This is a genomic window from Paeniglutamicibacter kerguelensis, from assembly GCF_017876535.1.
Lineage (GTDB): Bacteria > Actinomycetota > Actinomycetes > Actinomycetales > Micrococcaceae > Paeniglutamicibacter > Paeniglutamicibacter kerguelensis.
This window is the reverse complement of record NZ_JAGIOF010000001.1, coordinates 2,622,595-2,634,998: the sequence shown is the minus strand read 5'-3', so window position 1 is coordinate 2,634,998 and position 12,404 is coordinate 2,622,595. Positions and strand designations below refer to the sequence as shown.

General features: G+C 64.0%; 13 protein-coding genes and 1 tRNA gene. 7 read left to right on the top strand and 7 right to left on the bottom strand.

Going from position 1 to position 12,404, the window contains the following annotated elements; all coding sequences use genetic code 11:
• The first annotated feature begins 45 nt into the window (after window positions 1–45).
• On the top strand, window positions 46–1,164 hold the full coding sequence (locus tag JOF47_RS12070) for a LuxE/PaaK family acyltransferase (protein ID WP_209998553.1): 1,119 nt from the start codon (window positions 46–48) through the stop codon (window positions 1,162–1,164).
• Window positions 1,165–1,293: 129 nt separating this feature from the next.
• Here JOF47_RS12070 and JOF47_RS12065 read toward each other — a convergent pair whose 3' ends face one another.
• A complete protein-coding gene (locus JOF47_RS12065; protein ID WP_209998551.1) occupies window positions 1,294–1,671 on the bottom strand; it encodes a CoA transferase family protein in 378 nt (125 codons plus the stop codon).
• Window positions 1,672–2,121: 450 nt separating this feature from the next.
• Here JOF47_RS12065 and JOF47_RS12060 point away from each other — a divergent pair, with 450 nt between their 5' ends.
• Window positions 2,122–3,192 (top strand): IS110 family RNA-guided transposase, encoded by a 1,071-nt coding sequence (locus JOF47_RS12060; RefSeq protein WP_210001607.1) that lies wholly within the window; start codon window positions 2,122–2,124, stop codon window positions 3,190–3,192.
• Between the two features lie 88 nt (window positions 3,193–3,280).
• Here JOF47_RS12060 and JOF47_RS12055 read toward each other — a convergent pair whose 3' ends face one another.
• The 4 genes from JOF47_RS12055 to JOF47_RS12040 form a co-directional block, all read right to left on the bottom strand.
• A complete protein-coding gene (locus JOF47_RS12055) occupies window positions 3,281–4,309 on the bottom strand; it encodes a 6-phosphofructokinase (RefSeq protein ID WP_209998549.1) in 1,029 nt (342 codons plus the stop codon).
• 318 nt (window positions 4,310–4,627) lie between these two features.
• On the bottom strand, window positions 4,628–4,876 hold the full coding sequence (locus tag JOF47_RS12050) for a PspC domain-containing protein (protein ID WP_209998540.1): 249 nt from the start codon (window positions 4,874–4,876) through the stop codon (window positions 4,628–4,630).
• 86 nt (window positions 4,877–4,962) lie between these two features.
• Entirely contained in the window at window positions 4,963–5,190 is a 228-nt protein-coding gene (locus tag JOF47_RS12045) for a hypothetical protein (RefSeq protein ID WP_209998538.1), read from the bottom strand.
• Complete coding sequence (locus JOF47_RS12040; RefSeq protein WP_209998529.1) at window positions 5,187–6,839, bottom strand: PspC domain-containing protein; 1,653 nt, start codon at window positions 6,837–6,839, stop codon at window positions 5,187–5,189. The genes JOF47_RS12045 and JOF47_RS12040 overlap by 4 nt, the downstream gene beginning before the upstream one ends.
• Window positions 6,840–6,964: 125 nt before the next feature.
• On the opposite strand from JOF47_RS12040, the gene JOF47_RS12035 reads away from it, so the two are divergent.
• Both JOF47_RS12035 and JOF47_RS12030 read left to right on the top strand, forming a co-directional pair.
• Window positions 6,965–8,239: an ATP-binding protein gene (locus JOF47_RS12035; protein WP_209998527.1), complete on the top strand. Its 1,275-nt coding sequence runs from the start codon at window positions 6,965–6,967 to the stop codon at window positions 8,237–8,239.
• Window positions 8,229–8,894 (top strand): LuxR C-terminal-related transcriptional regulator, encoded by a 666-nt coding sequence (locus JOF47_RS12030; protein ID WP_209998519.1) that lies wholly within the window; start codon window positions 8,229–8,231, stop codon window positions 8,892–8,894. The genes JOF47_RS12035 and JOF47_RS12030 overlap by 11 nt, the downstream gene beginning before the upstream one ends.
• A gap of 114 nt (window positions 8,895–9,008) precedes the next feature.
• Here the strand turns inward: JOF47_RS12030 and JOF47_RS12025 are convergent, their stop codons facing one another.
• Window positions 9,009–10,208 (bottom strand): pyridoxal phosphate-dependent aminotransferase, encoded by a 1,200-nt coding sequence (locus JOF47_RS12025; RefSeq protein WP_209998517.1) that lies wholly within the window; start codon window positions 10,206–10,208, stop codon window positions 9,009–9,011.
• 141 nt (window positions 10,209–10,349) lie between these two features.
• Complete coding sequence (locus tag JOF47_RS12020; protein ID WP_209998514.1) at window positions 10,350–10,928, bottom strand: hypothetical protein; 579 nt, start codon at window positions 10,926–10,928, stop codon at window positions 10,350–10,352.
• Window positions 10,929–11,096: 168 nt separating this feature from the next.
• On the opposite strand from JOF47_RS12020, the gene JOF47_RS12015 reads away from it, so the two are divergent.
• The 3 genes from JOF47_RS12015 (at window position 11,097) to nusG (ending at window position 12,365) form a co-directional block, all read left to right on the top strand.
• A tRNA-Trp gene (locus JOF47_RS12015) sits at window positions 11,097–11,169 on the top strand.
• Window positions 11,170–11,285: 116 nt separating this feature from the next.
• Window positions 11,286–11,552, top strand: a complete 267-nt coding sequence (secE, locus tag JOF47_RS12010; RefSeq protein WP_209998512.1) for a preprotein translocase subunit SecE — start codon at window positions 11,286–11,288, stop codon at window positions 11,550–11,552.
• A 57-nt stretch (window positions 11,553–11,609) separates the two neighbouring features.
• Window positions 11,610–12,365, top strand: coding sequence for a transcription termination/antitermination protein NusG (gene nusG, locus JOF47_RS12005; RefSeq protein WP_209998510.1), 756 nt, complete (start codon window positions 11,610–11,612; stop codon window positions 12,363–12,365).
• The last annotated feature ends 39 nt before the right edge of the window (window positions 12,366–12,404 follow it).

The following is a 12,404-nucleotide window of genomic DNA, read 5'->3' as shown; positions in this document are numbered from 1 at the left end:
GGCCCATCCACGTTCATCAATTCGCACCCACCGAGGAGTGACACAATGCTCTCGCTATCACAGATGCTGGGGAATGTGTCCAAGGCACACTTCCAGTCCCCTGACGACTGGGCAAGATCGGTCACCGACGTCCTGCGGGACGCCGCCATCTACCACCAGGCCGGAAACGGCTTCTACCGTGCCCAGTGTGACGCGTTGGGAGTCGATCCCGCCGCGATCAACGACATCAACGACCTGCAAGACCTGCCCCTGTTGCCGATCGGCATGTTTAAGCGTCCCGACGCGCAGGTGCTGCTCACCTGCTCCCTGGCCGACGTTGAGACCGAGACCAGCTCCAGCGGAACCCGCGGTGCCCCGTCCCTTGCCCGCCGCAACAGCGAGACAGTGACCCGGGCGCTGGTTGGCCTGATCGGAACCTACCGGGAGTTCTTCAGCCTGTCCGGGGGCGCGGGCCTTTTCTTGAACCCGTCGGACCCCGAAGTCTCGGAGATGGGTCTGCTCAAGGACTTCAACATCCTGAACAGCGTCTTCGACGACCACGCATACCTCGTAGCCGACCAGGCATTCGACGCCAGGGAGGCCCTGGAGCAACTGCGCCGGTGGAAGGGCCACATGATCCGGCACATCGTCTGTCCACCGTTCGTCGTCGGCCGGCTCCTCCGGTTCCTCGAACAGGAGAATTTCAATGTGCGGTTGGACCCGTACAGCATGATCATCACTCTCGGCGGTTGGAAGCGGCACACGGCCGAGACCATCCCTGCCGAAGGCTTTCGGGAGCGGTGCCACGACCTGCTCGCCGTGCGCCCGGGGAACGTGCGCGACATGTACGGGATGATCGAATCGAACATGCTCGCTGTCGAATGCCACCTGCATCGCAAGCACGTCCCGCCGTGGTGCTACATCTCCATCCGGGACCCTGACCAGATCGGCAAGGAGCTCGCTCCGGGGGAGACCGGCACCATCGCCGTACTGGACGCCCTCAACACCAGCTATCCCGGTTTTCTCCTCACCGACGACGTGGGCGACGTCGAGACCGGTACCTGCGGGTGCGGGAGAACCGGCCAGATCATCAACTTCCGCGGTCGGGGGCCGGGTGGCGGGCTTGGCCACTGCCCCGTCAGCATCGAGCGCTACCTGGGGTCTGAGACTGGTAAGGACCGTTGATCAAGTGGTCTGTATTCCTCGGATTTGATCATGAGTCTGTGGATGGGAGTGTCCGGCTTTGCCGCTGTCGGGAATGGCCCGGTGTTGCGGGAGTTGTGATCGGCTGTGGTCGCCGGGTGTGTATCCGCTTCAGGGTGATCCGGCTTCTGCTGCAATCTTGGTGGTGCTGGTGTGGTGGTAACCGAGGCCCTGGGCCGCCACCGGTGGCATCTGGAGGACAAGCTGTCGGATCGCTGCGGTTCTGCCGGACTGGGCCGGGACCCCGATTTCCTGCGGCAGATCGCGGATGCTTCCCGGGTCCACGGGTTGCCCGGCCCTGCGCCCCCGGAAGAGCCAGCGGGAGGCAGGGCTGGCGGCCGTGGTCATGTTGGGCCTGTCTTCGAGGTATGCCCGCAGTAGCCCGGCCAGTGGCTCCGGAACCGGAGTCGGCGGTTCACCGAGGCGCAGCAGGGTGTGGTCCCCGTCGTGGAGGACGTCGTCGGTGGTGAGCCGGACGATCCGGCTCACCGGTTGGGCGTAGAGCAGAATCAATGAGCCGGTGATGCTGTCCCATCGGGGCCGGGTTTCCCGAGGATCGGACGGGGATGGTCAGGGCGGGCATCCGGCCGGTCTTCATGCACCAGCTCCAACTCATGCGGAATCTTCAGACCTGCCTGTGAGGATTACTAGTAGCTAGTCCGGGACTGGCTGGCAGAGTGGGTATCGGCTGTTCTGTCCCAACGTTGTGACTCTAGACCTGCCTGGCTCCAACTGGACGCCTTGTTGTTGACTTGTCCTCTCGCGGGATGGTCGGCCGGTACCTACCCGGCCCACCTCGGTAACCTGATAAGAAGGTTGTCCGCGCCTAAGGCGCGTGGCTCGTCACAGGAATGTTCCGAAGTGACCTCTATCCGGACTGGTACCGGCCGGCAGCGGCCTGACCACATGTCCGCCAAGAGGAAAGGTGCCGTGACCGCCATGGCTATCGTCGCGCATTCCTATCCATTTGTCGTGGGTGTAGACACTCACGCCCGCAACCATGTCTATGCCATCATCAACACCGCCACCGCTGCAGTACTCGAGACCCGCGATTTCCCGACAACTGCTGCTGGCATCAAAAGATCCATTGCCTGGGTAGCGAGGCGTACCGGTGCCGACATGGCCACCCTATGGGCGATCGAGGGCGCAGCTTCCTACGGTGCCGTCCTCGCCGGAACAATCGCAGCCGCCGGATATCCGGTGGTCGAAGCAGCGCGTATGAACGCCCGGGCCAACCGGGGCGTGGGGAAAACAGACCAACTTGACGCACAACGGATCGCTGCTGCGGTTCTACCTCTGGAGACCAGCCAATTGCGCCGTCCACGGCTGAATGCCGGTGTCCGCGCTGCTTTGCGTGTACTCATCGCGGCACGTGATTCCATGACCAGTGAACGTACCCGGGATGTCAATGCATTGACCGCCCTGCTGCGCGTGAACAGTCTCGGTCTGGATGCCCGCAAGCCCCTGACGAGGGCACAGATCCTTCAGGCGTCGCGGTGGCGTGAGCGTGACGAGCCCTTGGAGATATCCACCGCGCGCGCTGAAGCGACGCGGTTGGCTAAACGGATCACCGAACTTGATACGGATATCGGCACCAATACCACCAAGACCACCGAACTGGTCCAAATCAGCGAAGCTGCCCCACTGCTGGAAGAAAAGGGCTTTGGACCGGTCACGGCAGCGATTTGCCTCACCGCGTGGTCCCACCAAGGACGCGTACGCTCCGAGGCGGCGTATGCAAGCCTGGCCGGGACCAACCCGATCCCGGCCTCCTCTGGTAACACCGTCCGGTACAGGCTTAACCGGGGCGGCGATAGAAGGCTGAACTGGGCGCTGCATATGGTGGCGGTGAGCCGCATGGCCTTCGATCCGGACACCAAGAGATATGTCGAGAAGCGCCAAGCCGGTGGCAAGACCAACAAGGAAATTCGACGGTGCATCAAGCGCTACCTAGCACGTCAAATCTACCGAACCCTCAACTCGGCAAAACCAGCTCAACCCGAGCATTGACAGCTATAGAAGGGTCAAGAACCAATTGGAGAAAATGACACCGGCGCCGCGCGGAAACACGCGGCGCCGGGTGCGCGGAGGCCGCAGGTCAGCCGAAGAGGATCCGTGCCTCGTCGTAGCGTTCCTGCGGGACGCGCTTGAGGTTGTTCAGTGCGGCCTGGAACGGGACCCTGTTGAGCTTGGTGCCGCTCAACGCGACCATCGAGCCCCAGGCCTGGTCGTGCACCGAGTCGACGGCCGCCATGCCCAGCCGGGTGGCAAGCACCCGGTCGAAGGCGCTGGGAACCCCGCCGCGCTGGATATGCCCGAGCACCGTGGCGCGGGTTTCGATCCCGGTGGCGGCCTCGATGAACGGCGCCAGCTGCTCGCCGATGCCACCCAGCCGCGGCCGGCCGAAGGCGTCGAGCCCGCGGTCGGAGAAGGCAGCGTCGGCGCCCTCCGGCACAAAGCCCTCGGCGACGACGACCAGCGGGGCGCGCCCGCGGTCGTGCGCCTCGCGCACCCAGGTGTAGATCTGTTCCATGGTGGTGGACTGCTCGGGGATCAGGATGGCGTGCGCGCCGGTGGCCACGCCGGCGTGCAGGGCGATCCAGCCCACGTGGCGGCCCATGACCTCGGCGATCATGCAGCGGTGGTGGGATTCGCCGGTGGTGCGCAGGCGGTCGATGGCCTCCACAGCGATCTGGTTGGCGGTGTCGAAGCCGAAGGTGTAGTCGGTGGCGTCGAGGTCGTTGTCGATGGTCTTGGGGACGCCGACGATCTTCAGGCCCGCGTCGGTCAGCCGCTTGGCCCCGGCCAGGGTGCCCTCGCCGCCGATGGCGATGATCGCGTCGACGCCGATGCGCTTCAGCGTGGCCTTGATGTTGTCCGGGCCGCCGTTTTCGCCCTCGAACGCGTTGGTGCGCGAGGTGCCGATGATGGTGCCGCCCTGCTTGGAGATGCCGCGCACCGCCTCGCGGGGGAGGTCGATGAAATCGCCGTCCGTCACGCCGCGCCAGCCGTCACGGAAACCGACGAACTCGTGCCCGTAGCTCTTGATGCCGTTCAGGACGGCCCCGCGGATGACCGCGTTCAGTCCCGGGCAGTCTCCGCCGCTGGTCAGGATCCCGATGCGCATGCAAACTCAATTCTTTGTCGGTGCTCTTTGCCCGACCGAAAACGGTCGGGGGTCTGGTTGGAGCGCGACGCTGAGCTCGACAATGACCAGTCTAGCCAAGTGATGCGTGTGATGGCCAACACGCGGCCCCAGTGCTACGTGGCTTTGCCGGTGGCGGCACGGGCGTGGCGACGTGCCGCCGGTTGCACGGCAACGCCGAGACCCCGGCCACCCCGACCCGCACGCCGCAGTAGTTCCCAACAGCAGGAGCGGGCGGGGAACTGCGGGGTGAAAGCGGCGTGGCCGGGGCTGGCCCCGGAGGCTACCCGGGGGAGCTGCCTACTTGCTGAAGGAGCGGATGATCTTCTGCAGCGCGATCGAGTCATCCTGTGCCGGGATCAGCAGCCAGGCCACCAGATAGAGGGGAATGCCCAGGACCGGCAGCAGGAAGCTGAGCAGCAGCCCGATGCGTACCAGCGTGACGTCCCAGCCGAATTTGTCGGCGATGCCGCCGGCGACGCCGGCTACAAGGCGCTTGGGTCCGCGGCGGAAAGGGATGGAGCGAAGGGAATTGAAGAAGGAGTCCATGTCGGCAAGTCTTTCATGTTGTGGGCCCGAACGGGGCCTGGGCGTGGATGAAGCGTGGCGTTGGACGAATCCGCGGAAAGCTGCGGCTACCGGGTGCGGCGTGCCGCGACGATCCCGGAGATGATCAGGATCAACCCTGCACCTCCGAGCAGCCCGATGAACAGCAGCGGGCCATTGAGCTGGATTCCGAAGAGCAACCCGGCGAGCAGGAGCACGCCGACCACCAGCAGGATCAGGCCGAAGACCAGGGTTCCGGTGGGGAACTTCGACGGGGCCTGGAGCTCGGCCTCGTGCTGCGGGAACGGCTGGCTCATGGTGCCACCTCTGCTTTCTGGACGCTGACCTCGACGCTGTTGAAGGCGCCGTCAAGGTCGATTCGTAGGGTTGGGCCCGTCGCCGCGGGGTTGAGCCTGGTGCTACCGCCGGTGCTTGTGGTGTCCGCACCGTTGACGTTCAGCGAGGTGAAGGCGCCGCTGAACTCGAGGACAACCGGGATATTGTCGGGCACTATCAGCTTCACGGAGGAGAAAACGTTGTCGATCGACACCTCGGTGTCCTGGGTGATCGTCGAATAGTGGCGCAGGTCCATCTCCCCGGAGTGGAAGACGTTGGTACTGCTGCCCTCGTCAGTGGTGCTGATGCCGCTGCTGAACATGTTGACCTCGGCCATGCGCAGCGCACCGCCGCTCCACACGAGCGAGCACACCAGGGCCGCGATGCCGAAGCCGACCAGGGCCCCGCCGGTGCGTTGGTTCAGGGCCGCGCCGATCATGCCCAGGGCAATGACAACGAGTGCCGCGGCAAAGCCGATGGCCACGGAGCTGGTTGGCAGGTCGAGCCAGCCAAGTTCGTTAAGCCCCACGATCAGCGCGAAGACCAGCACCGCCAGGCCAAGCACGATGGTTGCGGCGTAGCCGGGAATGGCGCGGAGGCGCGGGGCCTTGGGTGCGCGCGTTGCCGTCGGCGGGGTGTACGGCGGCGGGGTGAATCCACCGCCGGCCGCGTGCCCGGTGCCGGGCTGCGCCGGGTCCAGCGGTGGAAGCACAGCATCAATCCTGGGGTTTTCGGACGGCGTGGTTGCGGGGAATGGCATGGTTCGCTCCTGGTCCAAGGGCTGGAACCTCGTGGTGGGGGTGTCTGTGGAGTCGCCGGAGGCTGCGGCGGGGGTGTTGTCCATGGTTGTTGTTTCAACACCTTCCGCGTCAGCTGGGCCGTTGGTTTTCTCCAAGCTGACTGGGACCGTGAGGTCGGAGCCGGAACCGGAGCCGGAGCCGGAGCCGGAGCCGGAGCCAGAGTCAGAGCCAGAGTCAGAGTCGGCCGGTGCGGTCTCGGCGTCGGGTTCGTTCCGGGCATCTGGTCCCGAAGCTGCAGGGGCCACCTGTGAACCGCTGTCGGTGCCGGCCGCCGAGGCAAAGGACCCGAACGTTGCGGGCGTACCCGGTGTCCCGGGACCGTCGGACCAGCTTGGATCCTTGGAGGAGGGGTACTGCGCCATCCATGGACCTGCCGCGGGTGCACCTTCGGGCGCAGGGCTGGTGTCCTGCCGGCGGTCATCAAAGCGACCGCGACGAGAGAAGATGACAAAGAGGATCGCCGCAATCACCGCAAAGGTCCAGAACCCGCCGTCCCACCAGCTGACGAACCACGGGAAACCGATGGCGCCACCGACAAAGAAGAGCAGCGCCCAGGTCATTGAGGTGCTCCAGCGGCCGGCCGCGGTCTCCTGGGCCTCGATGCGGCCGTCGGGCCCGGGCAGCAACGCCCAGGCAAGCCCGTAAACCAACAGGCCCAAGCCCGCCAGGAAGGCGAGCGCCACAAAGATGCCGCGGACAAGGATGGGGGCCAGGCCAAAGCGTTCGGCCAGACCGGATGCCACGCCGCCGATCCAGTGATCGCTACCGCGGCGCACCTCCAATTCTCTGACCCAACGGAAAAAACCGTGTTCGACTGGTGCTTCATTCATAACAACAATCTTTCCGTGCCCGCGGAGTGCACGCTATGAGGGTCGCCCCTGATTGAACCCTGAAGATACCCCCGAAGCGGCCGGGAATTCCCCTTCACCGATCCCGGACGTGCTTGTATTGAGGCATGAACACAACGCTCGAACGCCCCGAACTGGTCCGCGGCCAACCCCGCGTGCTGGCCGGGGTGTGTTCCGGCCTGGCCGTGCACCTTGGCGTCCAGGCGCTGTGGATCCGCATCGGCTTCGTGCTTGCTGCGGGCCTGGCCGGAGCCGGCATCATCCTTTATGCCTGGCTGTGGATTTTCCTTCCAAGCGCCACCGACGTCCAGCGCGAGGCCGAACGCCGCGAAGGAACCCGCAGGTTCGGCCTGGCCGAGGAATTGAACAAACAACTGCCGCCGGAAGCCGAAGACCCGGCCAGCGAGCAGCGCCAGCATTCGATGCGCCAGGTACTCATCGGCGCCGGACTGCTGGTCATGGCTGGATTGGTTTCCGCCCAGATGCTCGGGGCCGAACTGCGCCTTGACAGGCTCTGGCCCATTCTGGTGGTGGTCGCCGGCGCGATCCTGGCCTGGCTGCAATTGGATGACGAGGGCCGCGCGGGATTGCGCAGGAACACCGGGACACTGAGCACGGGCGCCCTCATCCGTCTCATCTTCGGTGTGGCATTGGTGGTCACCGGGCTGCTGTTGTTCCTCAGCGGCATTGTCGGACTGCGCGAGCTGCTCTCCGGGCTGGCCGTTGCGGTGGCGGTGATCGCGGGCCTGGCCCTGGTGCTGCTCCCGTGGGGACTGCGCTTCTGGCGCAACTACGTCTCCGAACGCTCCAACCGGGTGCGCGCCGCCGAACGCGCGGACATAGCGGCGCACCTGCACGACTCGGTGCTGCAAACCCTCGCACTGATCCAAAAGCGCTCCCAGGACCCCGCGCAGGTGCTCACCCTGGCCCGTGCCCAGGAACGCGAATTGCGCCAGTGGCTCTACAACACCCAGGAGCCGGAGGAAGGTGAAATCACCGAGGCCATCCGCCGGGAAGCCGCCGAAGTCGAAGAACTCTACCTGGTCTCCATCAACGTGGTTGCCGTGGGGGAATGCAGCGGACTGGGCGGCCACGACGCGCTGCTCCAGGCCACCCGCGAAGCCATGACCAACGCGGCGAAGCACGCGGGCGGAACCATCTCCGTCTACGTCGAGGCAAGCCCCGGCCGGGCGGAAGTCTTTGTGCGCGACCGCGGGGACGGGTTCGAGGTGGACCAGGTCTCCGATGACCGCCACGGCGTGCGCGAGTCGATCATCGGGCGTATGGAACGCAACGGCGGGAGCGCAAGCATCCGCAGCTCCGGCGACGGCACCGAGGTACACCTGACGATGAATGAAGAAACTAAGGACGATGATGACTGACCAGGCATTCACACCCATTGACGTGGTGGTGGTCGATGACCACGCCATCTTCCGTTCGGGACTGAAGGCAGACCTTGACCAACGCATCCGCGTGGTCGCGGAGGCCGCCACCGTCGCGGAGGCGATCGCCGCCGTGCACCAACACGCACCGGCAGTGGTGTTGCTGGACGTGCACCTGCCGGGTGGCCGCGGCGGGGGAGGTGCCGAGGTGCTGGCAGGCTGCGCCGACATGTTCTCCAGCGTGAAGTTCCTGGCCCTGAGCGTTTCGGATGCCGCCGAGGACGTTGTCACGGTCATCCGGGCCGGTGCGCGCGGCTATGTCACCAAGTCGATCTCCGGCCGGGAAATCTCCGATGCAGTGGAAAGGGTCGCTGGCGGGGACGCCGTTTTTTCCCCGCGGCTTGCGGGGTTCGTGCTGGACGCGTTCGGCACCCAGGCGGCCATCAGCGCCGATGAGGAACTTGACCTTCTCAGCGCCCGCGAACTCGAGGTGATGAGGCTGATCGCCCGGGGCTACAGCTACAAAGAAGTGGCCAAGGACCTTTTCATCTCCGTCAAGACGGTTGAAACCCACGTCTCGAGCGTGTTGCGCAAGCTGCAGCTCTCCAACCGCCACGAATTGACCCGTTGGGCAGTGGACAGGCGGATTCTCTAGCACCCTCGCCGGGGGTCGGCCCGGCCGTCACGGGCCGCCAATGCCCGGAAAACGATCGTGGCCGGCAACCTCCGTGAGGAGATTGCCGGCCACGATCGTTTGTCCAGAACCTGCTTACTTCGCTTCGCCCAGCAGTGCCGCCAGGCGGCCGACGCCCTCGGCCAGGTCCTCATCGCCCAGGGCGTAGGACATGCGGATGTAGCCCGAGGGGCCGAAGGCCTCGCCCGGGACCACTGCAACCTCTGCCTGCTCAAGGATCAGTGCGGCAAGCTCGGCCGAGGTGGCCGGGACAATGCCGCGGATTTCGCGGCCGAGCAGGCCACGGACATCCGAGTACGCGTAGAACGCACCCTCCGGGGTCGGGCAGTTCACGCCGTCGATGGCGTTCAATGCCGAAACCATGGCCTTGCGGCGGCGGTCAAACGCGGTGCGCATTTCTGCGACGGCATCCAGCGGGCCGGAAACTGCGGCCAGGGCCGCGATCTGCGAGACGTTCGAGACGTTTGAGGTGGCGTGCGACTGCAGGTTGGTTGCGGCCTTGATGACATCCAGCGGGCCCGCCATCCATCCCACGCGCCAACCGGTCATGGCATAGGTCTTGGCCACACCATTGAGGATGATGACCTTGTCGCCAAGTTCCGGGGCGGCGGTGGCGATCGAGGTGAACACCGCGTCGTCGTAGGTGAGGTGTTCGTAGATTTCGTCGGTGATGACCCACAGGTCCTTCGACGCGGCCCAGCGGCCCACTTCGGCAACCTGTTCCGGGGAGTACACGGCGCCTGTCGGGTTCGACGGGGACACGAAGAGCAACACCTTGGTCTTCTCGGTCACCGCAGCTTCGAGCTGGTCGATGGTGACCTTGTAGCCCTGCTCGGGGCCGGCAAAGACTTCTACCGGGACGCCGCCGGCCAAGCGTATGGCTTCGGGGTAAGTGGTCCAGTACGGGGACGGGAGGATGACTTCGTCTCCCGGATCCAGCAACGTGGCAAAGGCGTTGTACACGGCCTGCTTGCCGCCGTTGGTGACAAGCACCTGGGACGCATCCAGCTTGTAGCCGGAGTCGCGCATTGTCTTTTCCGCGATCGCTGCGCGCAGTTCCGGCAGGCCGGCTGCGGGGGAGTAGCGGTGGTACTGGGGATTGCGTGCCGCTGCGATTGCTGCTTCAACGATGTAGTCGGGGGTGGCGAAATCCGGTTCGCCTGCGCCGAAGCCGATGACCGGGCGTCCGGCGGCTTTCAGGGCCTTGGCCTTTGCGTCTACGGCCAAAGTTGCGGATTCTGCGATGGACCCGATACGTCGGGAAATGCGTGACATGTCGTCGCTTCCTGGAAGGGGAGGTGATTTGGGGGTGTGTGATTTCAGCTTAGTGCGCCAAGCCTGTTGGAACTACTAATTCACCCAATGCGACACGCGGTTCCCCGCAGGCGTTTCATGCACCTCGCGCGGGGGAGGGGACTACTCGTTGGGCAGCCGGCCGTAGCGCTTGAGGTGCAGCTCGGCTTTTTCCTGCGCATCCAGGTCGATTTCCTGGGCTTGGGCACGAACCTGGTGCCACTGGAAGTACGCGGCCACGCACAGGAAGACGGGGACCGTGATGACAAACGGCAGGTACATTGCCCCGGTGTAATTGATCAGGTGGAACTGTGCGCCCGCCGCCAGCACCAGCAGGCTGGTGCCAACCCACATGAGCAGGTTCTGGCCCAGCCTCATCGACCACATGACCAGCCCGGCCCCCAGATACCAGCTGACCGGAATGACGGAAGCGATCTCCACGAACCAGACAGGGAACGCCACTGCGAACATGATGAAGCAGGCTCCGGAAAGTTCCTTCTGATTCCGCAGGGCAACCCACGTGCCCGTGGCGATGAGCAGAGGGATGGCTGCGGCCATGAACTGGATGGGCCAGAAGCCGAACGACCCGGCAAGGTGCGCAATGCCGAAAATCGCATCGAGGATCGAGCCTCCGGCAAAGACCAAGAGAATCAACGCACTGGCGCGCTCGTAGCGAATGGACCCCGTTTTGGAAGAAGGCATGTCAATAAACCTAACAGGGAGGCCCGAAAACCCTTGAAAACACGGGGAAGTGGTTCTCAGTTCGACAATCGACCCATTCCATGCGTAAACTTGATCCTCGGTGTTGGAAAACATCTAGATCACCCAAGTTGCTAGCGGCTTGAGTGGCCGAACGAGTTCTGAACTCGAAGGGTAGTGGCGCAATTGGTAGCGCAGCGGTCTCCAAAACCGCAGGTTGCAGGTTCGAGTCCTGTCTGCCCTGCGCAGTAGCAATCATTCTGGATTGCTCGGCGAAATTCACGTCACGGTGTGTCGTGGTCGATACGACTGCGGCACACCGTGATTGTTTCAATTGGCATAATCTGAAACGAGGAACCGGTGACTGAAACGACTGCGAGCGATTCGCACGGCGCAGGGCGCAACAAGAAGCCGGCCAAGGCAGGTTTCTTCGCTGGAATTGCCCTGTTCTTCCGCCAGATGATTTCTGAGCTGAAGAAGGTCGTTACGCCGACTCGCAGCGAACTGGTGAACTACACGCTAGTGGTCATCGGCTTCGTCGTGTTGATGATGGTCATCATTTCCGCCCTGGACTTCGTGTTCGGCAACGGATCTATTTGGCTCTTCACCAACCCGGCCGAAAAGTAAGCCGAGACGATTCGCCCCATATTTCTGGTGAACCAGTAACAGAAAGCAGGAACCGCAGTGTCCGATCAGGAACTCGAACCGCAGGCCATCGAAGAACTTGAGGGTCAGGCAGCAGAGGTCGATACCGAAGAGGTGTCGACCGATTCCGTCGTTTCCGAGGACGCCGAGCAGGCTCCTGAAGATGCAGCAGCCGCGGAAACCCCGGCCGTCGATCCCATCGAAGAATTCCGCACCAAGCTGCGTCGTCAGCCCGGTGACTGGTACGTCATCCACTCCTACGCAGGTTACGAAAACCGCGTCAAGGTGAACCTCGAAACCCGCATCCAGACTCTGGGCATGGAAGAATTCATTTATGAAATCCAGGTCCCGGTGGAAGAGGTCGTGGAGATCAAGAACACCACGCGCAAGATCGTGCGTCGTGTTCGCATCCCCGGCTACGTCCTGGTCCGCATGGAATTGACCGATGCCTCCTGGGGTGCCGTTCGTCACACCCCCGGTGTCACCGGCTTCGTTGGCAACGCCCACAACCCGGACCCGCTGCGCCTCGAGGAAGTCTTCTCGATGCTCGAGCATACGATCGTCAGCGAAGAAGAAGCAGCCAGCATGAAGCCGGGCCGCGCCCCGATCACCGAGGTCACCGTTGACTTCGAGGTTGGCGAATCGGTTATCGTCAACGACGGTCCGTTCGAGACCCTGCCGGCAACGATCAGCGAGATCAAGCTGGAATCCTCCACCCTCGTGGTGCTGGTTTCGATCTTCGAGCGCGAAACCCCGGTTACCCTGTCGTTCAGCCAGGTCACCAAAATCCAGTAACATCTAGTCTTCGTGCCTTTCCCGGTTTGCTTTACCGGG